Here is a 24340-nt window from a genome sequence, read left to right as displayed (position 1 = left end):
GTATCTCAGGTCGTTGAACGTTCGGCTACCGGTTCCGCGGGTCCTTGCCGTCCGGGGTGGACCGGGAGGCGGCGACCAGCAGGCCGACGGCGACCACGGCGAGCGCGATGGGGACCACGCGGCTCATCCGGGGGCTGCCGTCGGGGTGGGTGAGCTTCTCGCGGAAGCCGCCGACGGTGCGGTCCACGCTGGCGGCGGCGCGGGCCTTGGCGTCTCCGACGATGGTCCTGGGGTGCACCCGGACGCCGATCTCTTCGAGGGTGCCCCGCAGGCTCTCCCGCCGCCTGTGGATCCGCGCCTCGATCGCCGCGGGGTTCTCGGCTGCTTGCGACACGCTCACGCCTCCATGGTCCGTCCCGTCTCGGGTTTACGGGACAGTGTGTCAGCTCCTCCCAGCCGCTGCCTGTCGCAGCCCCCGATTAGGCTGGGTGGCGCAGTGCCCGTATGACCGAACCGTGAGGATCCGCGATGAGTGAGCGCCTTCAGCCGGGGGATCCCGCCCCCGCCTTCTCCCTGCCCGACGCCGATGGCAAGCGGGTGTCGCTGGCCGATCGTGCCGGGCGCAAGGTCATTGTCTACTTCTACCCGGCGGCGCTGACCCCGGGCTGCACCAAGCAGGCGTGCGACTTCACCGACAATCTCCAGCTGCTGGCCGGGGCGGGGTACGACGTCATCGGGATCTCGCCGGACAAGCCGGAGAAGCTGGCGAAGTTCCGGGAGAAGGAGAGCCTGGGGATCACCCTGCTGAGCGACCCGGACAAGGCGGTGCTGAGTGCGTACGGGGCGTTCGGGGAGAAGAAGCTGTACGGGAAGACGGTGACCGGTGTCATCCGTTCGACGGTGATCGTCGGGGAGGACGGCAAGGTCGAGCGGGCGCTGTACAACGTGAAGGCGACCGGGCACGTGGCGAAGCTGATCCGTGATCTGGAACTGGCGCCGGCGGGAGGCGAGCAGGGTGACTGAGCGCAAGCCGATCGAGTCGTGGCTGACGGACATGGATGGGGTGCTCATCCATGAGGGGGTGCCGATCCCGGGCGCGGACCGTTTTCTGAAGCGGCTGCGGGAGTCGGGCCGGCCGTTCCTGGTGCTGACGAACAACTCGATCTACACCCGGCGGGATCTGCACGCGCGGCTGTCCCGGATGGGGCTTGACGTGCCGGTGGAGAGCATCTGGACCTCGGCGCTGGCGACGGCGCAGTTCCTGGCGGAGCAGCGGCCGGGCGGCAGCGCGTACGTGATCGGTGAGGCGGGGCTGACGACGGCGCTGCACGATGTGGGCTATGTGCTCAGTGACGCGGCGCCGGATTACGTGGTGCTGGGTGAGACGCGTACCTACAGCTTCGAGTCGCTGACGAAGGCGATCCGGCTGATCAACGACGGGGCACGGTTCATCGCGACGAACCCGGATCACACGGGTCCCTCCACGGAGGGGGCGCTGCCGGCGACGGGTTCGGTGGCGGCGCTGATCACGAAGGCGACGGGGCGTGATCCGTACTTCGTGGGGAAGCCGAATCCGCTGATGATGCGGGCGGGGCTGAACGAGATCGGCGCGCATTCGGAGACGAGCGCGATGATCGGTGACCGGATGGACACCGATGTGCTGGCGGGTCTGGAGGCGGGGATGGAGACGTTCCTGGTGCTGACGGGGCTGACCCGGCCGGAGGACATCGACCGGTATCCGTTCCGGCCGTCCAAGGTGGTGGATTCAATCGCGGATCTGGTGGACCGGGTCTGAGGGGCGGGGCGTTCTCCGGGTGACGCGAACGGGGGATTCGCGTCACCCGATGGCGTAACGCGGGCGGCTCCCGGGGTGCGGCGGCGCGGCGGGCGGGTGACCTTCGGAAGGGATCGATCCGGAGGTTGTGCCATGAGCATCGTCAGGCCCGCCGGGCTCACCTTGTGCACGTTGGCGTTGTCGCTGGCCGTGGTGCCGGTGCCGGCCGGTGCGGCGTTCGCGGCCGGCGGGGAGCGGGAGCAGGGGGAGGTGCGGGTCTCGCCGTCCGGGCCGCGGCCGGGCGAGGAGGTGGTGCTGCGGGTGACGGGGTGCCGGGGGGCGAGCGGTACCGCGCATTCGGAGGCGTTCGTCGCGGAGGCGGTGCTGGCGCCGTCGGCGGAGGGCGGGCTGTTCGGCGAGGCGCGGATCAGTTCGACGGTGGAGCCGGGCGCGTATCCGGTGGATGTGTCGTGCGACGGCGAGGACCGGGCGGTGTCGGGTCAGGTGAAGGTCGTGGCGGACGGCGGTGGGCGCGGGCACGACAAGGAGCCGGGGGCGGAGCACGGCAAGGAGCCGGGCGCGGAGCACGGCACGGAGCACGAACGCGAGCACGAGCAGGGGCGCGAGCACGAGCGGGAGGCGGCGCCTTCGCTGCCGGCGCGGCCCTCCGCTCCGGTGCGGGCGGGTGGCGGCGGTACGGCGGGCGCCGAGCCGGTGGCCGGTGAGCGCGAGGAGCGGGTGCCGGGGGTGCCGACGGCGCTGACGGTGCTGTCGGGGGTGCTGGCGGCGGCGGCCGGGCTGACGGTGCGGCGGCTGCGGTCCCGGGAGAGGTGATGGAGGACGAGCCGCGTGCTTCGGGCACCGGCCGGCTGATCTCGTGCGTGGCGTGGGCGCTGCTGCTGACGGGGCTGTGGCTGTGGGGGCGTCAGCTGACGGAGGGCGCGGGGTGGCTGCCGGGCGCGGCGCCGGGTGCGGCGCAGGCCGCGCAGGCGGCGGGGGCGCGCGGGGCGCTGCCGCCGGCGGCGGAGCCGCTGGCGGGCGGGGTGGATCCGGCGGTGCTGGAGATCGAGGCGATCGGGGTGCGGGCGGACATCATGGCGCGCGGGGTGGACGGCAGTGGCGGGGTGGCGCCGCCGCCGTTCAGTGAGCCGGATCTGGTGGGCTGGTACGCGGGTTCTCCGGCGCCGGGTGCGGAGGGGGCGGCGGTGCTGGTGGGGCATGTGGACACCGAGACGGACCGGGCGGTGTTCCATGCGCTGGGGTCGGTGGAGCCGGGGGACGCGGTGCGGGTGGTGCGGGACGACGGCTCGGTGGCGGCGTTCACGGTGAGCGGGACCGAGGTGGTGGAGCGCTCGGAGTTCGACGCGGACCGGGTGTACGGGCCGCGCCGCGAGGGGGCGGCGGAGCTGCGGCTGATCACCTGTGGCGGGACGTACGATCCGCAGGCGCGGGAGTATTCGGCGAATGTGGTGGTGTCAGCGTATCTGACGGGTACGGCGTGAGGGCGGGCGCGGGAGAGGTCCGGGGCGCGGCGGGCCGGGTGGGCTCGCCGCGCCGCGGTCGGTCCGGTGTCACGGGTCAGGCCGGCAGGGCGGCGACTTCGGGGGCCAGGGCGTGGAAGGCGCGGGCGCGGTGGCTGATGGCGTTCTTCTCCTCGGGGGTGAGCTGGGCGACGCTGCGGGTGTCGCCGTCGGGGGTGAGGATCGGGTCGTAGCCGAAGCCGCCGCTGCCGGCCGGGGTGTGGCGCAGGGTGCCGGTGAGGCGGCCTTCGACGACGCGTTCGGTGCCGTCGGGGAGGGCGAGGGCGGCGGCGCAGGCGAAGTGGGCGGTGCGGTGCGGGTCGTCGATGTCGGCGAGCTGGGCCAGCAGGAGGTCGAGGTTGGCTCGGTCGTCGCCGTGCCGGCCGGCCCAGCGGGCGGAGAAGATGCCGGGGGCGCCGCCGAGGACGTCCACGCACAGCCCGGAGTCGTCGGCGACGGCGGGCAGTCCGGTGGCCCGGGCCAGGGCGTGCGCCTTGAGCAGCGCGTTCTCGGCGAAGGTGACGCCGGTTTCCTTGACGTCGGGGACGTCGGGGTAGGCGTCGGCGCCGATGAGTTCGACGTCGAGGCCGGCGCCGGTGAGGATCGCGCGCAGCTCGGTGATCTTGTGGGCGTTGCGGGTGGCGAGGACGAGACGGTGCATGGCGGTGATTATCCGTGTTCGGCGAGGACGCGGACGTCCCAGGGGCCGAGGTGGAGGGTGTCGCCCGCGGGCAGGTCGGTGCCGGTGAGGACGTCCCGTACGGCGGTGGGCAGGGGGAAGGTGCTGGGGGTGAAGGACCAGTTGTGGACGAAGCGCAGCCGAGTGCCGTCGCCGGCGGTGGCGCCGGTGACGGTCTGGCTGTCGGCGGCGGGCCGCCAGCCGTCGCCGGTGCGCTCGCCGGCGGCCCAGGTGAGGACGGCGGCGGCGAGGGCGGGGTCGGGGACGGTGCCGACGCAGGTGATGCGGCCGGTGCCGTGGGCGCGGGTGGTGACGGCGGGCCAGCGGGAGAAGTGCGGGTGGGTGTAGCCGGCGAGGATGTCGGTGCCGTCGGCGGGGAGCAGTCCGTCGGCCCAGCGGGTGGCGGTGGTGCCGGCGGGCAGCCGCAGCGGGGAGCCGTCGGGGGTGTGGACGGGCAGCGGGGTGCGCAGGGTGGAGAACTCGTCGTAGTGGACGCCGGCGGCGTCGCTGAGGTGGGCGGGTTTGCGTTCGGTGCGGGCGCGGGCTTCTTCGTCGCCGTAGCCGGTGTGGATGCCGAGGACGAGGTGGCCGCCGGCCGCCGCGTACGCCTTCAGCCAGCGCAGTTGGGTGTCGTCGGCGACCAGGAGTCCGGCGGCGACGAGCAGCGGGCGGGCGGCGGCGCAGGCGGCGGGGTCCTGGCCGAAGAGCTGGCGTGGGTGGATGAGGCCGCTCTGGAGTCCGGCGTCGAAGGCGCCGCGCTGGTAGGCGTCCAGGACGCTCTGGTACGAGCGGGGGTCGGGGCCGCCGTCGGGTGCGGCGAGCAGGGGGTGTTCGGTGAGGGCGCGTTTGCTGTCGGCGGAGTACAGGAGGGTGACGTCGGTGTCGGGGGTGAGGGCGGCGACGAGCGGGCCGGCGCGGTGGAACTCGGCGCCGAGCGCGGCGAGCTGTTGGTAGGTGCGGCCGGGTTCCTGGCTGTGCGGGAGGATGCCGCCCCAGAACGTTTCGGCGCCGTAGTGCAGGGTGTGCCAGTGCCAGTACTCGATCATGGTGGCGCCGCGGGAGACGAGGGCCCAGGCGGCCTGGCGCCACTGGCCGTCGTAGGCGGGTTCGTTGATCCAGGAGGGGCCGATGGCCTGGGCGTTGGTCTCGGTGACGAGGAAGGGTTCCTGGCGGGAGGAGTACATGCGGTCGGCGGTGGCGTACAGGGCCCAGGTGCCGTGGGTGGTCCAGCTCTGGCCGGGGTCGGTGGGGCTCGCGGGCAGCTGGAGGCTGTCCTGCATGCGGTAGTAGGGGTTGCCGGCGGTGATGTCGAGGCGGGCGGTGACGTCGTCGTCGCGGACGGTGGGGCGTTCGTAGGAGATGCAGGTGGTGACGAACTGGCCGGGGCGGGCGTATTCGCGCACGATGTCGGCCTGCCAGCCGATGAAGGCGGTGGTGAGGTCGTCCTGGAAGCGGCGCCAGGCGAGGGAGTACTGGGGCTGGGCGTTGCCGTCGGGGGTCCACAGGTCGGCCCAGGTGGCGAGGCGGTGGGACCAGTAGGTGAGGCCCCAGGCGCGGTTGAGTTCCTCGACGGTGCCGTAGCGCTCGCGCAGGTGGTCGGTGAAGCGCTGGAAGACGCCGTGGTTGTGGAAGATCTCGTTGCCGGGTTCGTTGTCGACCTGGTAGCCGATGACGGCGGGGTGGCCGGCGTAGCGCTGGATGATCTTGCGGATGACGCGTTCGGCGTGGAAGAGGAACGCGGGGTGGGTGTAGTCGATTTCCTGGCGGGCGCCCCAGCCGGCGCGGGCTCCGGTGCGGCGTTCGGTGTTGATCTCGGGGTAGGCGCGGGCGAGCCAGGGCGGGGCGGCGTAGGTGGGGGTGCCGAGGATGACCTGGATGCCGCGGGCGTGGGCGCCGTCGAGGACGGGCTGGAGCCAGTCGAGGTCGAAGACGCCGTTCTCGGGTTCCCAGGTGGACCAGACGGATTCGCCGACGCGGATGACGGTGAAGTGGGCGGCGGCCATGAGGTCGAGGTCTTCGTCCAGGCGCGGGGAGGGCTGGTACTCGTGGTAGTAGGCGGCGCCGAACAGAACCCGGTCGGGCAGGTGGGACATGGGGTGTGGGGCCTTTCTGCGGGGCGGGCGGTCAGCCTTTGACGGCTCCGGCGGAGAGTCCTTCGAGCAGCTGTTTGCGCAGCAGCAGGAAGACGGCGATGGTCGGTACGGAGGCGAGGACGGCGCCGGGCAGGACCAGGTCGAAGGCGCGGCTCTCGGCGCGGAAGAGGATGTTGAGGCCGAGCGGCAGGGTGTACTGGTCGACGTCGGAGATGAGGACGAGCGGCCACAGGAAGCTGTTGTAGCTCTGGAGGAACTGCCAGACGGCGAGGGCGCCGAGGGAGGGCCGCAGCAGGGGCAGGACGACGCGGAGGAAGATGCCGAACTCGCCGGCGCCGTCGAGGCGGGCGGCTTCGAGGATCTCGTCCGGGATGGACTGGATGATGTATTGCTGCATCATGAAGATCCCGAAGGCGGGGGCGACCCAGGGGACGACGAGGGCGAACCAGGGGTTGGCGAGTCCGGACTTGACGACCAGGATGAACAACGGGACGAGGATCACCGCGAACGGCACGGACAGCGAGCTGAACATGACGCCGAACAGCAGTTTCTTGCCGGCGAAGCGGTATTTGGCGAAGGCGAAGCCGGCCAGCGCGCACACCAGGACGGCGACGGTGGTGGCGATGAGCGCGGTGACGACGCTGATGGCGAACCAGCTCCAGAACGGCTGTCCGGTGAGCAGGTTGCGGTAGTTCTCGGTGGTGGCGGGGTCGGGGACGAGGGTGGGCGGGTAGTCGAAGATGTCGCCGCGCGGTTTGAAGGAGCCGGAGAGGGCCCAGAGGAGGGGTGCGGCGAAGACGACGAGCAGCAGGGTGAGGGTGCCGTAGAGGGCGATCCGGCCGGGTATCGAGCGGCGGCGCCGGGGGGCGGGGCGAGGGGTGCGGGTACGGGCGCGGGTGGCGCTCATGCGGTCCTCCCGATGCGCAGCAGCCGGTTGAGGAGTTGGCTGAGGCCGAAGACGACGGCGAACAGCACGAGGCCGGCGGCGGCGGCGTAGCCGAACTGCTGGCGTTCGAAGGCGGCGCGGTAGACGAACTGGGCGACGGTGAGAGTGGCTTCGCCGGGTCCGCCGCCGGTGATGAGGTAGGGCTCGTCGAAGAGCTGGGCGGCGCCGATGAAGGAGGTCACCACGACGAAGGCGGTGACGGGCCGGATGGCGGGCAGGGTGACGGTGGTGAACTGGCGGACGGTTCCGGCGCCGTCGAGTTCGGCGGATTCGTACAGTTCGCGGGGGACGGCCTGGAGGGCGGCGAGGAAGAAGATGGTGAGGTAGCCGGTCCAGCGCCACAGCAGGACGAAGCTGATGGAGACCTTGGCGAGGGTGGGGTCGCCGAGCCAGTCGGCGCCGCCCCAGCCGAAGAGGGCGCGCAGCACGGAGTTGACGAGTCCGTATTCGCGGTCGAGCAGCAGGCTGTAGAGCAGGGCGATCACGATGGGTGACAACACCATGGGGATGAAGAAGGTGACCCGGAACAGATCGCGGGCGCGCAGGCCCCGGGTGTTGAGGAGCTGGGCGATGAGCAGCGCGGCGGGAACGACGAGGAAGAGCGATACCAGCACGAAGATCAGGGAATTGCCGAGTGCGGTGTGGAAACTGGTGTCGCGGGCGAGGTCGGTGAAATTCGCGAAGCCGATGAAGGTGGGGGTGCCGAGGCCGACCCATTCGGTGAGACTGAGATAGCAGGCGACGCCGATGGGGACGACCATGAACAGGCCGTAGAGGAGGTAGAAAGGGGCGATGAAGGCGTAGGGCGCCCATTGTCTGCCGCGGGAGGCCATCACGATCCTCCTCGGTTGCGGGTCTGTCCCCGGAAATCTTCTTCGGCGTTTCTCAGGGCTTCGCGGGGTGAGGTGCGGCCCTGGTAGGCGCGCAGCAGATAGCCGCTGAGGACGGTTTCGAGAATGGTGCGGTCGGCGCTGAGATGGAGGACGGGGGCTTCGTCGATGATGTCCCGGTACACCTCGAACATGCGCTGGCCGCCGCAGTACGCGTCCTCGATGCGGGTGAGCCCGGGGTCGTTGAAGACGGAGCGCCGGCTGGGGAGGTAGCCGAGGACGGTGTAGCGGCGTACCTGTTCGGCGGGGTCGAGGTAGGCGGCTTTGACGAGTTCGACGCCGGCGAGGGTGTTGCGTTTGCCGCGCAGGGCGGCGAAGCCGGTGCCGCCGGCGAAGGAGGTGCGGCCTCCGCCGCCGGGGAAGACGGGCAGCGGGCGGATGCGCCACTGGCCGGACTGTTCGGGGACGTTGGCGATGAGTCCGTAGACCTTGTACCAGCTGGCCATCCACTGGCCGATGACTTTTCCGGTCTTCAGGGCGGCCTGCATGCTGGGGCCGTAGTAGTCGGAGACGGTGGTGAGGTAGCCGCGCTGCACGCCGTCGGCGAGGAAGCGCAGGGTGTCCTCGGCCTCGGGAGTGTCGAGGGTGAGGGTGCCGTCGGCGTCGAAGAGCCGGCCGCCGCGCTGGAGGAGCAGCATCTCGAAGGACTGGAGGACCTGCGGGAGGTCGCTGCCGGTGGGGACGGCGGCGACGGCGACGCCGTGCCGGTCGGCGAGGCGGGTGCCGGCGTCGGCTAGTTCGTCCCAGCTGCCGAGGTCGGTGGGCAGGTGGTAGCGGGCGAATTCGGGCTCGCGGTAGTAGTAGACGACCAGCGGGGCGTCGGAGTCGAGCGCGTAGAGGGCGCCGTCCTTGCTGAACGGCTCGGTGCGCACGGTGAGCAGGTCCGCCCGGATGTCCGGGTCGAGGTGGCCGGTGAGGTCTTCGAGGAGTTCGGCGGCGATGTCGCCGCGCAGCAGCCGGGTGAAGGCGCCGATCTCGAAGCCGGCGACGTCGGGGGTGCCGCGGCCGGCGATGGCCTGGGCGATGGTCTTGGTGACGAGGTCGGCGGCGCCGGCCCGGGTGGGGCGGAGGTGCCAGGTGAAGGGGGAGCCGGTGGTGTTGGCGGCGGCTTCGCGGAAGAAGTCGACGTAGGCGTCGTCGTGGGTCCAGAAGGCGAGGTCGGCGCGTCCCGAGGTGAGGGGTTCGGCGGGTGCGGCGGAGCCGCAGGCGGCGAGTGCGGGGGTGAGGGCCGCGGCGGCGCCGAGGCCGCCGGCGGCGCGGAGCACGTGCCTGCGGGATATGCCGGGCGGCGGTGTGGGCGGGGGGTGGTGGGTGCGGGTCATCGTCGTCCCTGTGTTGCGGTGCCGGTGGGGGCTCAGGCGGTGGGCGGGGCCGGCGGGGGTGCGGTGGAGGCGCGGTGGACGAGTTCGGCGGGGATGGCGAGACCGGCCGGGGCGGCGTCGGTGCCGGGCCCCGTGGTGTGGCCGATGGCGGCGACGAGCCGGTGCATGCCTTCGCGGGCGATGCGGGCGAAGTCCTGCCGGACGGTGGTGAGCGGGACGGAGAGGTAGCCGGCTTCGGGGATGTCGTCGAAGCCGATGACGCTGACGTCCTCGGGGACGCGCCGGCCGCTGCGCTCGATGGCGTGGACGGCGCCGATGGCCATCTGGTCGTTGGCGGCGAACAGCGCGGTGACGCCGCCGTCCTGGAGGAGTTCGCGGGTGGCCCGGTAGCCGGAGGCGGGGCTCCAGTCGCCGTGCCGCGCCTCGGGGCGGGGTGCGCCCGCCAGTTCCAGGGCGGTGCGCCAGCCGCGTTGGCGGTAGCCGGTGACGGCCCAGCGGGGCGGGCCGGCGAGGTGGTGGACGGTGCGGTGGCCGAGCCGCAGCAGGTGGGCGGTGGCCTCGGTGGCGGCGGTGATGTCGTCGTTGCCGACCCACAGCACCCGGTGGCCGTCCGTTTCGGCGGGGCCGGCCGGGTCCTCGGGGAGGTCGACGCGCAGGACGGGGATCTCGCGCGGAATGTGCCGGGCGATGTCCGCGGAGCCGATCGGGCCGCACAGGGCGATGCCGTCGATTCCGTGGCCGACCAATTGCCAGACGGCGCGCCCGGCTTCTTCCGGGTCGTGTTCGTCGGCGTGGATGACGCTCACGTCGTAGCCTTCGGCGTGGGCGGCGCGCTGGAGTCCGCTGAGGAGGGAAGCGGGGCCGAAATAGCCGCTGCCGGTGGAGATGAGGCCGATTCTCCGGGAGCGCCGGGTGACCAGGGCGCGGGCGAAGGTATTGGGCCGGTAACCGAGGAGTTCTATCTCGCGCCGTACGCGGGCGCGCAACTCCGGGGAGACGTGGGGTTCGTCGTTGACCACCCGGGAAACGGTTTTCTGGGACACCCCGGCCCGGCGGGCGACATCCCTCATGGATATGCGGCTCGTCATGCACCAGCTCCTTTGCCAGCGGCACCGGTTGACTGCGCAGTCAGCCGGTTGCCGGTACGTTAAGGAGGGGTACTCGGAGGCGTCAAGGTTTACGGCGGAAAAACGTTCGGGATGCTGAAATTCGTTCGGGATACCGGACAAAGAGCGGGGGCGGCCACCCGTCCTCACGGTGGGTAACCGCCCCGGCGGGATGTCCGGTGGTCAGTCGGCCGCCAGCGCCGCCCGCTGGGCCGCGTCGAGTTCGGCACAGCCAGCCACCGCCAGGTCCAGCAGCGCGTTCAGCTCGTGCCGGGCGAACGGCACCCCCTCGGCGGTGCCCTGCACCTCGATGAAGCGGCCGTCGCCGGTGCACACCACGTTCATGTCGGTGCCGGCCCGCACGTCCTCCTCGTACGCCAGGTCCAGCATCGGCACACCGCCGACGACGCCGACGCTGACCGCCGCCACCGAGCCGGTCAGCGGCTGGCCCTTGCCCTTGACGAGCTTGCGGGCCCGGCCCCAGGAGATCGCGTCGGCCAGCGCCACATAGGCGCCGGTGATGGCGGCGGTACGGGTCCCGCCGTCCGCCTGGAGCACATCGCAGTCCAGCACGATCGTGTTCTCGCCGAGGGCCTTGAAGTCCACCACCGCGCGCAGCGAGCGGCCGATGAGCCGGGAGATCTCATGGGTACGGCCGCCGATCTTGCCGCGCACCGACTCGCGGTCGCCCCGGGTGTTGGTGGCCCGGGGCAGCATCGCGTACTCGCCGGTGACCCAGCCCTCGCCGCTGCCGCGCCGCCAGCGCGGCACGCCCTCGGTGAAGCTGGCGGTGCACAGCACCTTGGTGTCCCCGAAGGACACCAGCACGGAGCCCTCGGCGTGCTTGCTCCAGCCGCGCTCGATGGAGACGGGGCGGAGCTGGTCGGCCTGGCGGCCGTCGATACGAGACATGCGGGTGAGCCTAGTGGGCGGCCTCAGACGCGGTAGACCGCCCCGGGCCTGGCCAGCTCCACCGGGCCGCCGAAGGCCGCCCGGGCGTCGCGGAGATTGGTGAGCGGATCGGTCCACGGCGGGATGTGGGTGAGGACCAGTTGCCTGGCCCCGGCCCGCTCGGCGCACTCCCCCGCCTGCCGGCCGTTGAGATGCAGTTCACCGATGTCCTCCTTGCCGTGGGTGAAGGACGCCTCGCACAGGAAGAGGTCGCTGTCCCTGGCCAGCTCGGTGAGATTGCCGCACTCGCCGGTGTCACCCGAATAGCACAGCGTCCGGCCGCGGTGTTCGACGCGGAAGCCGTAGGTCTCCACCGGGTGGGTCACCCGGTCGGTGCGGATGGTGAGCGGCCCGAGCCGGAAGGTGCCGCCGGCGGTGAGCGGGCGGAAGTCGAAGACCTCGCTCATCGACTTCTCCGACGGGGTGTCGTCGTACGCCGTGGTCAGCCGCCGCTCGGTGTTCTGCGGGCCGTAGACCGGGATCGGCTCGCACCGGCCGCCTTCGTAGCGGTAGTAGCGGGCGACGAAGTAGGCGCACATGTCGATGCAGTGGTCGGGATGGAGATGACTGATCGCGATCGCGTCGATGTCGTACAGACCCGTGTATTTCTGCAGCTCGCCGAGGGCGCCATTGCCCAGATCTAGGAGCAGCCGGTAGCCCTCGGCCTCGATGAGGTAGCTGGAACAGGCCGAGTCCGCGGACGGGAACGACCCCGAGCAGCCGACGACGGTGAGCTTCATGGACGGGGGAACCTCCGTGGTGGGGTTCGAATGACTGTAAGTCGCACGGCGGCCCGCCGCGCCCCGGCCGGTCCGCGGTGTGGGCGGAATCACCGTCGCGGGGTACCGTCGGAACATGGACGCCTTGTGGTGGATTGTCCTGTTGGTGATCGCCGGTGTGGCGCTCGTCGCGGCGCTGGTGGACGGCACCGCCCGGCTGGGCGCGGGCGGGTCCGGCCGGGCCCGCCGCCGGTGGCCGTGGAGCCGGCGCGACGACCGCGACGACCACGACGGACCCGGCGACCGGGGCGACGGAGGCGGCCGGGACTAGGCCGGGTCAGTTGCGGGTGGTCTTGCGGCGCACCTGGATGGCCAGCAGCAGCCCGATCGCGATCCAGATCGCGAAGGTGGAGGACCCGCCGTAGGACAGGAACGGCAGCGGCACACCGGTGACCGGCATGATGCCCAGGGCCATCCCCATGTTCTCGAAGGACTGGAAGGCGACCCAGGTGACGATGCCGCCGGCCACGATCGTGCCGTACACGTCGGGGGACTTCATGGCGATCACGCAGCCGCGCCACATGATGACCCCGAACAGGGCGATCACCGTCGCCCCGCCCACGAAGCCCAGCTCCTCCCCCACCACCGTGAAGATGAAGTCGGTGTGCTGCTCCGGCACGAACTGGCCCAGGGTCTGGCTGCCGTGGAACAGGCCCTGCCCGAAGAGCCCGCCCGAACCGATGGCGATCCGCGCCTGGTTGGTGTTGTACCCCACCCCGGCCGGGTCGAGCGCGGGGTTGGCGAAGGCCGCGAACCGGTTGATCTGGTACTGGTCGAGCACCCCGAGCAGCCAGACCGCGACCGCCAGCAGCACCCCGGCCGTCACCAGGCCGATGATCCAGCCGCGCGCCGCGCCGGAGGTCATCAGGACGCCCAGCGCGATCGCGGCCAGCACCAGCGTGGTGCCCACGTCCGGGGTGGCCAGGATGAGCACCGAGGGGATCGCCACCAGGCCGAGCGCCCGCAGCACCGACGCGGAGTCGGGGACGGAGCTGTCGTCGCCCTCCACCCCGGCGGCCAGCAGGGTGGCCATGGCCAGGATGACGGAGACCTTCACCAGCTCCGAGGGCTGGAAGGCGAAGCCGCCGCCCAGCTGGATCCAGCTCTGCGAGCCGTTCACATTGGTGCCCAGCGGGCTGAGCACCACCAGGCACAGCACCAGCGTGCCGGCGTACAGCACCGGCACCAGATCGCGCAGCCGGCTGTGGCCCAGCCACACCACCAGGGCGGCGAGACCGCAGCCGATGCCGACGTTCAGCAGGTGCCGCATCAGGAAGAAGTACGGATCGTCGCCGGTGAGATCGGTGCGGGCCCGGGTGGCCGAGTAGACCACGGTGGCGCCCAGCAGCGAGAGCGCCAGCGCGGCGCCCAGCAGCGGCCAGTCCAGCCGGCGCGCGATCGAGTCCCGGTCCATGAGCCGGCTCCGCAAGGTCCGCTGGACCTCGGGACGGCGGCCGGTATAGCTGTGCACACTCACGCGAACGACTGTACGTGAGCACACCGACACTCAGCGTGAACCGGGCGCGGGCATCGCGTCACCGGCCGGGCGGACCGGCTCTCAGGCCCAGAGCTGGCCCTGGAGCAGTTCCACCGCCTCTTCCGTGCTCGCGGCGGTGTAGATGCCGGTGGACAGGTACTTCCAGCCGCCGTCCGCGACGACGAAGACGATGTCGGCGTCCTCCCCGTCCCGTACCGCCTTGCGGGCCACGCCGAGGGCGGCGTGCAGCACGGCGCCGGTGGAGACCCCGGCGAAGATGCCCTCCTGCTCCAGCAGCTCCCGGGTGCGGCGCACCGCGTCCTCGGAGCCCACCGAGTAGCGGGTGCTGAGCACCGAGGCGTCGTACAGCTCGGGGATGAAGCCCTCGTCCAGGTTGCGCAGCCCGTACACCAGGTCGTCGTAGCGCGGCTCGGCGGCCACGATCCGTACCTCCGGCCGCTGTTCGCGCAGATACCGGCCGACGCCCATCAGGGTGCCGGTGGTGCCCAGGCCGGCCACGAAGTGGGTGACGGAGGGCAGGTCGGCGAGGATCTCGGGGCCGGTCGTGGCGTAGTGGGCGCCGGCGTTGTCCGGGTTGCCGTACTGGTAGAGCATCACCCACTCGGGGTGCTCGGCGGCCAGCTCCTTGGCGACCCGTACGGCGGCGTTGGAGCCGCCGGCGGCCGGGGAGGAGATGATCTCGGCGCCCCACATGGCGAGCAGCTGGCGGCGTTCGGCGGAGGTGTTCTCCGGCATGACGCACACCATGCGGTAGCCCTTGAGCTTGGCGGCCATGGCCAGCGAGATCCCGGTGTTGCCCGAGGTGGGCTCCAGGATGGTGCAGCCGGGGGTGAGCCGGCCGGCCTTCTCGGCCTGCTCGATCATGTACAGGGCGGGCCGGTCCTTGACGGAGCCGGTGGGATTGCGGTCCTCCAGCTTGGCCCAGACCCGGACCGATCCGGAGGGCGAGAGCCTCGGCAGCAACACCAGCGGGGTGTTGCCGACCGAGGCCAGCGGGGAGTCGAAGCGCATCAGCGCGCGCCTCCGGCGACGGCGGGCAGGATGGTGACCTGGTCGCCGTCGGTCAGCTCGGTGGCGCTGCCCTTGAGGAAGCGGACGTCCTCGTCGTTGAGGTAGACGTTGACGAAGCGGCGCAGCTCGCCGTTCTCCTCCACCAGCCGGGCCCGGATGCCGGGGTGGCGGGAGTCCAGGTCCGTGATCAGCTCGGCCAGGGTGGCGCCGGCTCCGGTCACGGCTTTCGCGCCGTCGGTGTAGGTGCGCAGGATGGTCGGGATGCGGACCTCGATGGCCATGAAAGCTCCAGATCAGGTGGGACGGCGTGCCATGGACGCGCGCGGTGGGTGACCGTGCGTGCCAGGGAGAACCATGCGGTCATCGTATCGATTCCCGATCAGTCACCGTAGGTGTCCACGATGCGGACCTCCTCCTCGGTGACCTCCCCGTCCACGATGCGGAACGAGCGGAAGGAGAAGGGGCCTTCGTCGTTGCCGCACTCGGCGGTGGAGACGAGGACGTAGTGGGCGCCCGGCTCGCCGGCGTAGGAGATGTCGGTGCGCGAGGGGTACGCCTCGGTGGCGGTGTGCGAGTGGTAGATGACCACCGGCTCCTCGTCGCGGTCGTCGAGGTCCCGGTACAGGCGCAGCAGGTCGCCGGAGTCGAACTCGTAGAAGGTGGGCGACCGGGCGGCGTTGAGCATGGGGACGAACCGCTCGGGGCGGTCGCTGCCGGCCGGGCCCGCGATGATGCCGCATGCCTCGTCCGGGTGATCCCGGCGGGCGTGGGCGAGGATCGCGTCGTGCAGCTCTCGGGTGAGGGTCAGCATGGGCCCACCCTACGATCGCCCCCGGCCGCGTCGGCGGGCCGGGGGCGATCGCAGGGGGCGGGCTGGGGGGTCAGTCCTTGACCAGCGGGCCCTTGGCGGCGCGGGCCTCGGCCTCGGCGGCTTCGGCGGCGCGCTCGTCGGCCTCGATCTCCTCCTCGGTGTCACCGGCGTCGCGGCGCCGGACGTATTCGAGGACCTTCTTGAGCTCCCTCTTCACGACCGGGGCGAGCAGGTAGAGCCCGATGATGTTGAAGACGGCGGCCAGGAAGAGCGCGGAGTCGGAGAGGTCGACCAGGGAGCCCAGCGACATCATGGCGCCGATGATCACGAAGAAGCAGAAGATCACCTTGTAGACGGTGTCGCTGACCTTGGAGGCGCCGAAGAGGTAGTGCCAGGACTTCTGTCCGTAGTACGACCAGGTGATCAGGGTGGAGAAGGCGAACAGCAGCACCGCGACGGTGAGGACGTTCGGGAACCAGGGCAGCGCGGTGGCGAAGGCGTCCGAGGTGATGGAGATGCCGACCGGCTCGTCCGACTGGCGGGCCGCCTCGTAGACCGGGCCGCTGGCGATGATGATGGTGAGCGCGGTCATGGTGCAGATGACCACGGTGTCGATGAACGGCTCGATCATCGCGACCAGGCCCTCGGTGGCGGGGCGCTTGGTCTTGACCGCCGAGTGGGCGATGGGGGCCGAGCCGACGCCCGCCTCGTTCGAGAAGGCGGCCCGCCGGAAGCCCTGGATCAGCGCGCCGACCACACCGCCGGTGACGCCCTCGGGACTGAAGGCACCGGTGATGATGGTGCTGATCGCGTCGGGCACCTGGCCGATGTTGAACAGGATGACGATCAGACAGGCGGAGACGTACAGGATCGCCATGCCGGGGACCAGCCTGGAGGTGACCGCGCCGATGGACTTGATGCCGCCGAGCAGCACCAGGCCGACCAGCACGGCGATCACCACGCCGAAGAGCAGCGAGCCGGCGGAGCCGGTGAAGAAGTCGGTGCTGTCGGAGGTGACGGAGGCCAGCTGCTCCAGGGACTGGTTGACCTGGAGGACGTTGCCGCCGAAGAGGGCGAAGAGCAGCACCATCAGCGCGGCGGGGGCTGCGACCAGCCGGCCGAGCTGCGGCAGGCCGCGCTCGGCGAGGCCCTTGCGCAGGTAGAGCATCGGGCCGCCGGTGACCCGGCCCTGCTCGTCGATCTCCCGGTATTTCACCCCAAGGGTGCATTCGACGAATTTCGTCGCCATGCCGAGGAAGCCGCAGAGAATCATCCAGAAGGTGGCACCGGGGCCGCCCAGGGAGATGGCGACGGCCACACCGGCGATATTGCCGAGGCCGACCGTCCCGGACATCGCGGAGGTCAGCGCCTGGAAGTGGCTGATCTCGCCGGGTGCGTCCTTCTGCTCGTACTTGCCGCTGACGAACTTGAGGGCGAGCTTGATGTAGCGGATCTGCGCGAAGCCGAAGTACACCGTGAAGACGAGACCGGCGATCGCCAGCCAGGCCACGATCACCGGGAATTCGGCACCGAAGACCGGGACGTTGTAGAAGACGATGTCCGACGCAACGCTGCTGATCGGATCGAAGAAGTCACTGATCGCCTTGTCGACGTCATCAGTCCAGGACATGGGTGGGGGTTCCTCTGGCTTGCAGGTGGGAAGGAAACACACCGCGAGTGGCGCGCTGGGGATATTTCAGATGGGGAATTTCCTACCACGCAACATCGCGCACACAATGTGGCGCACGTCACAGCCCGGGTAACGGTCACATTACCCACACCCAATACCGGGTCAGATTACGGCAGAAGGGTGGCGATCAGGGATTCCTGAAGTCCGCCCAGCCAGAGATATGCCATCACCAGCGGCTTGTCGGGATTGTCATCCGGAAGGCCGAAGAGACGGTCGCTGTCGTCATCCTTGCTGATGCCGAGCCGTACGCCGATCGCCAGCCGAAGATCGTTCAGGGTGCGCAGCCATGCCTGGGAGTCGTCGGGCGTCAGGGTGAGAACTGCCCCGCCGGGCCCGTTTTCCTGCCCCGAAAGCCCGTCGAGTGCCCGGATCACCCGGAGCAGGTTTTCCCGTTTTCCGGCGCGCAGATCACCCTCGGTGAACCGGCGGAACTCGGCGGAGTACTGCTGGGAGCGCTCGTCCTGATCACCGTCCTCGGGGCCGTGATAGGCGTCCGGGAAGAGCCGGGCGAGCGCGGGGTCGCTCGGCGGTTCGCTCGGGCCCTCGGTGAACAGCGCGTCGAGTTCGTCGCCGACGCTCTCGGCCCGCTCGCCGGGCCCGATCAGTTCCAGCAGCTGGACGGCGAGACTGCGGAGAATGGAGATCTCGATCTCGTCCAGCGCGACGGCCGCGCCGCCGTCCTCGCCGCCGGCCCGTTCGAAGTAACCCGCCATCACCGGTCCTGGGAGAGCGTGGCCCACAGACCATAACCGTGCATGGCCTGCACGTCCCGCTCCATTTCCTCGCGGCTGCCCTCCGAGACCACGGCGCGGCCCTTGTGATGTACGTCCAGCATCAGCTTCTTGGCCTTGTCCTTCGAATAGCCGAAATACGCCTGAAAGACGTAGGTCACATAACTCATGAGGTTGACGGGGTCGTTGTGCACGATCGTCACCCACGGCACCTCGGGCTCGGGCACCTGCACCGGAGCGTCCTCGGACTGGGTGCGCTCGACCTCCATGGGGATGGCACTCACAGGGTCCATGCTGCCACAGACCCCAATATCGTCACTTTGACGAGATGGGAGGTACGCTGGTCGCATGGATGACTTGGAGCTGGGGCTGCCGGTGGCCGTGCCCTCGACCGCGCTGTTCACCGATCAGTACGAGCTGACCATGCTGCAGGCCGCGCTCCACGCCGGCACCGCGCACCGCCGTACCGTCTTCGAGGTCTTCACCCGCCGGCTGCCCGCCGGCCGCCGCTACGGCGTGGTGGCCGGCACCGGCCGGCTGCTGGACGCGGTGGAGAACTTCCGCTTCGACCCCCCGCTGCTGGACTATCTGCGCGAGGCGCGGGTGGTGGACGAGCCGACCCTGCGCTGGCTGGCCGACTACCGCTTCACCGGCACCGTGCGCGGCTACCCCGAGGGCGAGGTCTACTTCCCCGGATCGCCGATCCTCCAGGTCAGCGGCACTTTCGCCGAGTGCGTGCTGCTGGAGACGGTGATCCTCTCGATCCTCAACCACGACTCGGCGATCGCCGCCGCGGCGTCCCGGATGGCGGTGGCGGCCGACGGGCGCCCGCTGATCGAGATGGGTGCCCGCCGCACCCACGAGCTGGCCGCCGTCGCCGCCTCCCGCGCGGCGTACGTCGGCGGGTTCTCCTCCACCTCCGACCTGGCGGCCGGCTTCCGCTACGGCATCCCCACCGTGGGGACCAGCGCGCACGCCTTCACCCTGCTGCACGACACCGAGCGGGACGCGTTCACCGCCCAGGTCGGGTCGCTGGGCACCGGCACCACCCTGCTCGTGGACACCTACGACGTCGCCGAGGCCGTCCGTACCGCCGTGGAGGTGGCCGGCCCCAAGCTGGGGGCGATCCGCATCGACTCCGGGGACCTGCTGCTGGTCGCCCACCGGGTGCGCCGCCAGCTGGACGAGCTGGGGGCGCACGACACCCGGATCACGGTCACCAGCGATCTGGACGAGTACGCGATCGCCTCCCTGGCCGCCGCGCCGGTGGACGCGTACGGGGTGGGTACCCGGCTGGTCACCGGCAGTGGGCACCCGACCTGCTCGATGGTGTACAAGATGGTTGCCCGCGCGGCCGGGGACGGACCGGACGCGCCGCTGGAGCCGGTGGCGAAGAAGTCCAGCGGCGGGAAGCTGTCCATCGGCGGGGTGAAGTGGGCCGCGCGCCGTCCGGACGCGGACGGGGTGGCCGAGGCCGAGGTCATCGGCACCGGCGAGGTGCCCGGGGAGCTGGCCGGGCACCTGCTGGGCGTGGAGCTGATGCGGGACGGGCGCGCGGTGGCACGGGAGCGGCTGGACGCGGCGCGCGACCGGCACCGGGCGGCCCGTGACCTGCTGCCCCTGTCCGCGACCCAGCTGTCCCAGGGGGAGCCCGTCCTGCGCACGGAGTACATCTGAGGCCAAAGCCTGACGGCAGCCTGTGACCGTGCCCCCGGTATGAGCCCTCGCCGCCGCCACGCCCGACCACATAGCCTCGGAAGTGGTCGGCCTTGCACCCGATACCGTTCGAGACCGGAACCAGCCGAAAGGGTGTTCGTCATGCACCGCGCACTGATCGTCGTCGACGTACAGAACGACTTCTGCGAGGGAGGCGCCCTCCCGGTCGCCGGCGGCGCCGACGTGGCGGCGGCCATCACCGACCTGATCGGCGACGCCGCCCCCGGATACCGCCATGTGGTGGCCACCCGTGATCATCACATCGACCCGGGTGACCACTTCTCCGAGACCCCGGACTTCAGAACCTCCTGGCCGCGGCACTGCGTGGCCGGCACCGAGGGGATCGGCTTCCACCCGAACTTCGCCCCGGCCGTCGCCTCCGGCGCCATCGACGCCTGCTTCGACAAGGGCGCCTACGAGGCGGCGTACAGCGGCTTCGAGGGCGCCGACGCGGACGGGCGCACGCTCGCCGACTGGCTGCGCGCCCACCAGGTGACCGAGGTGGACGTGGTGGGGATCGCCACCGACCACTGCGTCAAGGCCACCGCGCTGGACGCGGTGCGGGCCGGGTTCCGCACCCAGGTGCTGCTGGACCTGACCGCCGGGGTCAGCCAGGAGACGGTGGAGGAGGCGCTGCGGGAGCTGGAGAACGCGGGGGTCGAGCTGTCCGGCAAGGCCGTCGTCGGGGGCTGAGCGCGCCGGGAGGCGCACATCGGGACCGCCGGGGGTCAGGCGGCCCTGATGTGCGCCTCCTGCGTCGTGCGGGCCCGGGTGGTGCCCCACAGGGCCGTCATGGGGCGCCAGCGCTCCGTCTCGTGGTGCGGGCAGGAGCGCCACAGGGCGCCGTCGGGGTGGTGCAGCACGGCGGTGATCTCGTCCGGGGTGGGCGGGGCCGCGTTGCCCCGCAGATAGACGGCGCGCAGGCCCAGATTCCGGAGCCTGGTCAGCGCGCGGGCCCGGTTCGCGGCGTGCACCAGCACCCGGATCCGGCCGGACGCGGCGGGGCGGCGCAGCTGGAGCGCGACCACGACGCTGCCGTCGGGCAGCCGGACAAAGCCTCCGTCGGCCATGACACACCTTTCGCTCGGGGTCCCGGTACGTGGGGGGACCCCGCCATCCTCACCCGACCGGCCGCCGCCCAACAAGGGGCGACGGCCGGAATACAGTGCGTGAGGCGATGACCGCGCAGGGTCAGCGGCGGCTCGGGGAGACGTGCAGCACCATCGGGATGGTGCCGCTGCCGGTCGGCGACTGCGTCAAGATGCTGATCCTGGTGTTGGTGTCCGGCACGACCACGCTGTTCCACGGGTTGGCCGGGTCCCAGTAGTCGCCGGTGCGGTCGTCGAAGTACGGCACCCCGCGGTGGGCGGGCAGGGTGGTGGGCACGCTGTCCTTGTGCAGGGTCAGCTTCGGCGTCGGGTAGAGGCTGAAGGTGGCGTCCCGGGACTGGATGCGGTTGCGCAGCAGCGTGCCGTCCGACCAGGTCTCGGCCGCCGGGGAGGCGTCCACCGGGAGGATCAGGCCCTCGCCCGGGTGCTGGCGGGTGTTGTTGTCGCTCTGCGAGGTGTCCCACAGCCACACCAGCAGGCCGGACTGGTAGGCGTAGTGCTCGACCCAGTCCTCCTTGGTGTCCAGGAAGCCGAAGTTGTACGGGCCGTGCTTCAGGGTGCGGTCGAAGCCGGTGTACTGGCGGTTCTCCGCGATGTAGAACTGCGGGTAGTCGTCGGTGATCGAGGCGCCCACCAGGGAGAAGCCGTTCACCCGCCAGTCGCCCGCGCCGTCCTCGGCGTCGTCCGCGAACAGGGTCGCGCCGTCCGCGGTGACGGTGATCTCGTCGGCGGTGAAGCCGAGTTCGGTCAGGGCGCCGTCGGTGAGGTAGCGGAAGCGCAGCTCGATGCGCTGCCCGGTGTAGGCGTCCAGCGGGTAGGAGAGGGCGACATGGCCGCCGGACTCGCCGTGCAGCGCGGTGCGTCCGGCGCCGTCGGTGGGCAGCGGGGCGCCGTCGCCGGTGCCGGCCAGCGGCGTGAAGGTGGCGCCGCCATCGGTGGAGACCTCGGTGTAGAGGAAGTCGTAGTCCGGCTCGATGCTCCACCAGCCGGTGAGGTCGAGGGAGGCTTCGGTGACCCCGGTCAGATCGACGGTACGGGTCAGGGTGTTGCTGAGGTTGTCGCCGCTGCCGCTCCACCACTGGGTGGCGCCCTGGGCGGGGGCGACCAGCTCGGTGGTGACGGTCTTGGCGGGGAGTTCGACGACCAGTGCCTGCGCGTCGGGGCGGCGGTTGCCCTCGGGGAACTGGCCGGAGGAGGCGCCCAGGAGGTGGGTGGAGCGGGTGGCGGCGCGGGCCGTGTCGTAGTCGAGCCAGCCCAGTTGCAGCTTCTCCCAGGGGCCCATGTCGTTGGGCAGGGTGCCGATGGCGCCGTCGCCCTTGTCGCTCAGCCAGGAGCCGGAGGACATCGCGGACCAGAAGCCGGTGCCGTTCTCGCCGCCCGAGGTGTCGTACAGGTCGGGCAGGCCGAGGTCGTGGGCGTACTCGTGGGCGAAGACGCCGACGCCGCCGTTCTCCGGCTGGATGGTGTAGTCGCCGACCCAGATGCCGGTGTCGCCGATCTCCACGCCGCCGGCCAGGTTGTGCGGCGGCCCGGTCAGGCCGATCCGGTCGGCGAAGGCGTACCAGCGGTGGGCCCAGATGGCGTCGTCGCCCTGCGCGCCGCCGCCGGCGGAGGCGTCCTCGCCGGCGTGGACGATCTGGAAGTGGTCGAGGTAGCCGTCGGGCTCGTTGAAGTTGCCGTCGTTGTTGTAGTCGTAGCGGTCCTGCTGGTCGTACTCGGCGAGGATGTCGCGGATCTCGTCCGGGGACAGACCGCGGGCGAGCTGGTCGTCGTACCAGGCGTTGACGCCGTCGGCCACCACCTCCCACACCGAGCGGCAGACGTTGGAGCCGCAGGCGGTGTTGCCGTAACGGGCCTCGTTGTAGTCGACCTTGACCCAGTCGGTGACGGTGCCGTCGATGGAGTAGCGGCCCGAGGACTGGCTCTCGAAGTACTGCTTGACGGAGGGCTTGGCCGGGTCGGTGCCGTAGTACAGCTCCTGGAAGTGCTCCCGGCTGAAGTCCTCCTGCCAGATGGTGCTGTTGTCCACCGAACGGTCCGGCTCGGCGATCTCGTTGGCCAGTGGGCCGGGGTCGCCGCCGAACTCGGGGTGGATCTCGTCACCGAACTCGACCAGGATGGTGAAGATCTTGTCCGTACCGGTGGTGGCCACCTCGACGAACTCGCCGTCGGCGAGCTCGACGACCTCGGAGCCGTGCTGGGAGCGGGGGCGGGCCTGACCGGTGATCAGCTGCTGGTGGGCTTCCTGCTTGAGCGCCTCGCGCTTCTCGGCGAGCGGGTTCTCCAGGTGCGGCTCGGCGGCGAACAGCTCCTGCTCGGCGGGAAGTCCGGTGGCGTCGTCGGCGGTGGTGGCCGCCGCGCTGCCGACGGGCACGAGGACGGCGGCGGTCAGGGCGGCGACGGTGGTGGCCGCGGCGAGTGCGGTGGATCTCCGGGATCTGCCTGGGATGTTCACTCTGGCATCTGTCCTTTGTCGCGAACATGGTCGGTGATCAGAGGCATTGCACACGAGGCGACGTCGAAAAGACAGATCCTGCCGAAAACGATCACGGAATCTCATGTTCATTTCACGATCTGTTGATATATGACTCCGTGCGCCCCCCGTGCTCCGGTCCGACGGAACCGGACCGAGGCATCAGACTCGTACGGTGCGGGCATGCACGCCCGTAGCACCCCGACCGCACACCAGCACCCCACCCTCAGGACGGACTCCGTCATGCCGCATCCGCATCCGACCCCCTTGCAGATCGTCTACGGTTCGGGCACGGTCCTGATCACCACGCTCCTCCTGCTCCTGACCACCGGAGCCGGCAGCGTCCCCGCGCTCGCCGGCATCGCCGCACTCGCGCTGGGCCTCGGCGTCACCGTCACCCTGGTCCTCCGCGCCCGGACCGCACCACCCGAGCCCGCCCGGCCCGCGCCCGCCACCGCACCGGACGACGCCCGTTCGCTGCCCGGGCCCGCCCCGCGACCGGCCGAACGCCCGCACGCCCGGGTGTGACCACGGGGCGCGGGCGCCCGTACGTCATGAGGCGGTCGAGACCACCACGGTCCTGGCCGCCTTGTCGTGCAGACACTGCCGGTAGGGCCGGTCCCAGGTGCAGGTGAGGACGTTCACCAGCCAGAAGATGAAGCCGAAGCACGGCACCAGCTGGGGCAGCGAGTAGACGGCGGCCCTGATCCACCCCGGATTGCCGCGCGGCACCGCGCCGTCGGCCAGCATCGCCACCCGGATCCGCATCGCCATCTTCCCCAGCGTCTGGCCGCGGGCACTGAGCATCGCCCCGTCGTAGACGAAGTACACGATGATGATCGCGGCTTGCTGGAGATAGCTGCCGCCCGACCCGTCGTCGTAGGAACGGTCGCCGGTGACACCCCACAGGATCAGCGACATCGGGATACCGATGATCAGCGCGTCGATGATGCGGGCCACCAGACGCCGGCCGAGCGAGGCCAGCGGCGGCATCCCGGCCAGCGGATCGGGCACGCCGTACGCCCCCCGCCCCGCGCCCGGCACCTCGCCGGAGGGCGGCGGCGCGCTGGGGTAGCCGGGCGGCGGCTGGCCGCCGGGCGGCACCCCGGCCCCCGGCGGCGGCATCCCGCCGGGGGGCGGTGTCGCGCCGGGCGGTGGCGTACCGTCCGGAGGCGGCGTACCGTCCGGGGGCGGCTGGCCCGCCGACGGGCGCGGTTCGTCGTCGCCGGACGGTGGCTGCGGCTGGTCGGTGCTCATGGCCCGAGTCGACCCCGGGCCACCCGCGTACGCACCCCGGCGTG

The 24340-nt window shown here is 71.1% G+C and carries 27 protein-coding genes; 8 read left to right on the top strand and 19 right to left on the bottom strand.

Going from position 1 to position 24340, the window contains the following annotated elements; genetic code table 11:
• Nucleotides 1–25: 25 nt before the first annotated feature.
• Nucleotides 26–334: a DUF3618 domain-containing protein gene (locus tag BM385_RS16845; RefSeq protein ID WP_093843644.1), complete on the bottom strand. Its 309-nt coding sequence runs from the start codon at nucleotides 332–334 to the stop codon at nucleotides 26–28.
• A gap of 134 nt (nucleotides 335–468) precedes the next feature.
• Here BM385_RS16845 and bcp point away from each other — a divergent pair, with 134 nt between their 5' ends.
• The 4 genes from bcp (at nucleotide 469) to BM385_RS16825 (ending at nucleotide 3216) form a co-directional block, all read left to right on the top strand.
• Nucleotides 469–963, top strand: a complete 495-nt coding sequence (gene bcp / locus BM385_RS16840) for a thioredoxin-dependent thiol peroxidase (RefSeq protein ID WP_019433245.1) — start codon at nucleotides 469–471, stop codon at nucleotides 961–963.
• Entirely contained in the window at nucleotides 956–1735 is a 780-nt protein-coding gene (locus BM385_RS16835) for an HAD-IIA family hydrolase (RefSeq protein WP_019433244.1), read from the top strand. The genes bcp and BM385_RS16835 overlap by 8 nt, the downstream gene beginning before the upstream one ends.
• 132 nt (nucleotides 1736–1867) lie before the next feature.
• On the top strand, nucleotides 1868–2548 hold the full coding sequence (locus BM385_RS16830) for a hypothetical protein (RefSeq protein WP_093843533.1): 681 nt from the start codon (nucleotides 1868–1870) through the stop codon (nucleotides 2546–2548).
• On the top strand, nucleotides 2548–3216 hold the full coding sequence (locus tag BM385_RS16825; protein WP_093843532.1) for a class F sortase: 669 nt from the start codon (nucleotides 2548–2550) through the stop codon (nucleotides 3214–3216). The genes BM385_RS16830 and BM385_RS16825 overlap by 1 nt, the downstream gene beginning before the upstream one ends.
• Nucleotides 3217–3292: 76 nt before the next feature.
• Here BM385_RS16825 and rdgB read toward each other — a convergent pair whose 3' ends face one another.
• From rdgB to BM385_RS16785, 8 genes are all read right to left on the bottom strand, one after another.
• Nucleotides 3293–3895 carry an RdgB/HAM1 family non-canonical purine NTP pyrophosphatase gene (gene rdgB / locus BM385_RS16820; protein WP_019433241.1) on the bottom strand — a complete coding sequence of 201 codons (603 nt, stop codon included), beginning with the start codon at nucleotides 3893–3895 and terminating at the stop codon, nucleotides 3293–3295.
• A gap of 8 nt (nucleotides 3896–3903) precedes the next feature.
• Entirely contained in the window at nucleotides 3904–6006 is a 2103-nt protein-coding gene (locus tag BM385_RS16815; RefSeq protein WP_093843531.1) for a beta-galactosidase, read from the bottom strand.
• Nucleotides 6007–6037: 31 nt separating this feature from the next.
• The gene (locus BM385_RS16810) at nucleotides 6038–6913 is read right to left on the bottom strand and encodes a carbohydrate ABC transporter permease (RefSeq protein WP_019433239.1); all 876 of its coding nucleotides are present in this window, start codon (nucleotides 6911–6913) and stop codon (nucleotides 6038–6040) included.
• Entirely contained in the window at nucleotides 6910–7785 is an 876-nt protein-coding gene (locus BM385_RS16805) for a carbohydrate ABC transporter permease (RefSeq protein WP_019433238.1), read from the bottom strand. The genes BM385_RS16810 and BM385_RS16805 overlap by 4 nt, the downstream gene beginning before the upstream one ends.
• The gene (locus tag BM385_RS16800; protein WP_254791611.1) at nucleotides 7785–9164 is read right to left on the bottom strand and encodes an ABC transporter substrate-binding protein; all 1380 of its coding nucleotides are present in this window, start codon (nucleotides 9162–9164) and stop codon (nucleotides 7785–7787) included. The genes BM385_RS16805 and BM385_RS16800 overlap by 1 nt, the downstream gene beginning before the upstream one ends.
• A gap of 32 nt (nucleotides 9165–9196) precedes the next feature.
• Nucleotides 9197–10252: a LacI family DNA-binding transcriptional regulator gene (locus BM385_RS16795; protein ID WP_093843530.1), complete on the bottom strand. Its 1056-nt coding sequence runs from the start codon at nucleotides 10250–10252 to the stop codon at nucleotides 9197–9199.
• Between the two features lie 201 nt (nucleotides 10253–10453).
• Nucleotides 10454–11182: a ribonuclease PH gene (gene rph / locus BM385_RS16790; protein WP_019433235.1), complete on the bottom strand. Its 729-nt coding sequence runs from the start codon at nucleotides 11180–11182 to the stop codon at nucleotides 10454–10456.
• A 23-nt stretch (nucleotides 11183–11205) separates the two neighbouring features.
• Nucleotides 11206–11961 (bottom strand): MBL fold metallo-hydrolase, encoded by a 756-nt coding sequence (locus BM385_RS16785; protein WP_019433234.1) that lies wholly within the window; start codon nucleotides 11959–11961, stop codon nucleotides 11206–11208.
• 115 nt (nucleotides 11962–12076) lie between these two features.
• On the opposite strand from BM385_RS16785, the gene BM385_RS16780 reads away from it, so the two are divergent.
• A complete protein-coding gene (locus tag BM385_RS16780) occupies nucleotides 12077–12271 on the top strand; it encodes a hypothetical protein (RefSeq protein WP_093843529.1) in 195 nt (64 codons plus the stop codon).
• Nucleotides 12272–12277: 6 nt separating this feature from the next.
• Here the strand turns inward: BM385_RS16780 and rodA are convergent, their stop codons facing one another.
• The 7 genes from rodA to clpS all read right to left on the bottom strand — a co-directional run bounded on the left by rodA (nucleotide 12278) and on the right by clpS (nucleotide 18034).
• Entirely contained in the window at nucleotides 12278–13414 is a 1137-nt protein-coding gene (gene rodA, locus BM385_RS16775; protein ID WP_019433232.1) for a rod shape-determining protein RodA, read from the bottom strand.
• Nucleotides 13415–13558: 144 nt separating this feature from the next.
• On the bottom strand, nucleotides 13559–14509 hold the full coding sequence (locus BM385_RS16770) for a PLP-dependent cysteine synthase family protein (protein ID WP_093843528.1): 951 nt from the start codon (nucleotides 14507–14509) through the stop codon (nucleotides 13559–13561).
• Entirely contained in the window at nucleotides 14509–14790 is a 282-nt protein-coding gene (locus BM385_RS16765; protein WP_093843527.1) for a MoaD/ThiS family protein, read from the bottom strand. Before BM385_RS16765 ends, BM385_RS16770 begins: the two co-directional genes overlap by 1 nt.
• Before the next feature lie 98 nt (nucleotides 14791–14888).
• Complete coding sequence (locus tag BM385_RS16760) at nucleotides 14889–15320, bottom strand: M67 family metallopeptidase (protein WP_093843526.1); 432 nt, start codon at nucleotides 15318–15320, stop codon at nucleotides 14889–14891.
• Between the two features lie 70 nt (nucleotides 15321–15390).
• A complete protein-coding gene (locus BM385_RS16755) occupies nucleotides 15391–16950 on the bottom strand; it encodes an alanine/glycine:cation symporter family protein (RefSeq protein ID WP_093843525.1) in 1560 nt (519 codons plus the stop codon).
• Nucleotides 16951–17117: 167 nt separating this feature from the next.
• Entirely contained in the window at nucleotides 17118–17723 is a 606-nt protein-coding gene (locus tag BM385_RS16750; RefSeq protein ID WP_019433227.1) for a DUF2017 domain-containing protein, read from the bottom strand.
• Nucleotides 17723–18034, bottom strand: a complete 312-nt coding sequence (gene clpS / locus BM385_RS16745; RefSeq protein WP_019433226.1) for an ATP-dependent Clp protease adapter ClpS — start codon at nucleotides 18032–18034, stop codon at nucleotides 17723–17725. Before clpS ends, BM385_RS16750 begins: the two co-directional genes overlap by 1 nt.
• Before the next feature lie 55 nt (nucleotides 18035–18089).
• Between clpS and BM385_RS16740 the strand changes: the two genes are divergently transcribed.
• Nucleotides 18090–19418, top strand: coding sequence for a nicotinate phosphoribosyltransferase (locus tag BM385_RS16740; protein ID WP_093843524.1), 1329 nt, complete (start codon nucleotides 18090–18092; stop codon nucleotides 19416–19418).
• Nucleotides 19419–19559: 141 nt separating this feature from the next.
• The gene (locus tag BM385_RS16735) at nucleotides 19560–20150 is read left to right on the top strand and encodes an isochorismatase family protein (protein ID WP_026047328.1); all 591 of its coding nucleotides are present in this window, start codon (nucleotides 19560–19562) and stop codon (nucleotides 20148–20150) included.
• Nucleotides 20151–20185: 35 nt separating this feature from the next.
• Here BM385_RS16735 and BM385_RS16730 read toward each other — a convergent pair whose 3' ends face one another.
• Both BM385_RS16730 and BM385_RS16725 read right to left on the bottom strand, forming a co-directional pair.
• Nucleotides 20186–20527, bottom strand: coding sequence for a hypothetical protein (locus BM385_RS16730; RefSeq protein ID WP_019433223.1), 342 nt, complete (start codon nucleotides 20525–20527; stop codon nucleotides 20186–20188).
• A 121-nt stretch (nucleotides 20528–20648) separates the two neighbouring features.
• Entirely contained in the window at nucleotides 20649–23021 is a 2373-nt protein-coding gene (locus tag BM385_RS16725) for an immune inhibitor A domain-containing protein (protein ID WP_093843523.1), read from the bottom strand.
• 201 nt (nucleotides 23022–23222) lie between these two features.
• On the opposite strand from BM385_RS16725, the gene BM385_RS16720 reads away from it, so the two are divergent.
• On the top strand, nucleotides 23223–23567 hold the full coding sequence (locus BM385_RS16720; protein ID WP_139275185.1) for a hypothetical protein: 345 nt from the start codon (nucleotides 23223–23225) through the stop codon (nucleotides 23565–23567).
• Nucleotides 23568–23591: 24 nt separating this feature from the next.
• Here BM385_RS16720 and BM385_RS16715 read toward each other — a convergent pair whose 3' ends face one another.
• A complete protein-coding gene (locus tag BM385_RS16715; RefSeq protein ID WP_026047327.1) occupies nucleotides 23592–24296 on the bottom strand; it encodes an RDD family protein in 705 nt (234 codons plus the stop codon).
• Between the last annotated feature and the right edge of the window lie 44 nt (nucleotides 24297–24340).

Source organism: Streptomyces harbinensis (genome assembly GCF_900116145.1).
Taxonomy (GTDB): Bacteria; Actinomycetota; Actinomycetes; order Streptomycetales; family Streptomycetaceae; genus Streptomyces; species Streptomyces carpaticus.
This window is presented reverse-complemented; position numbering and strand designations above follow the sequence as displayed.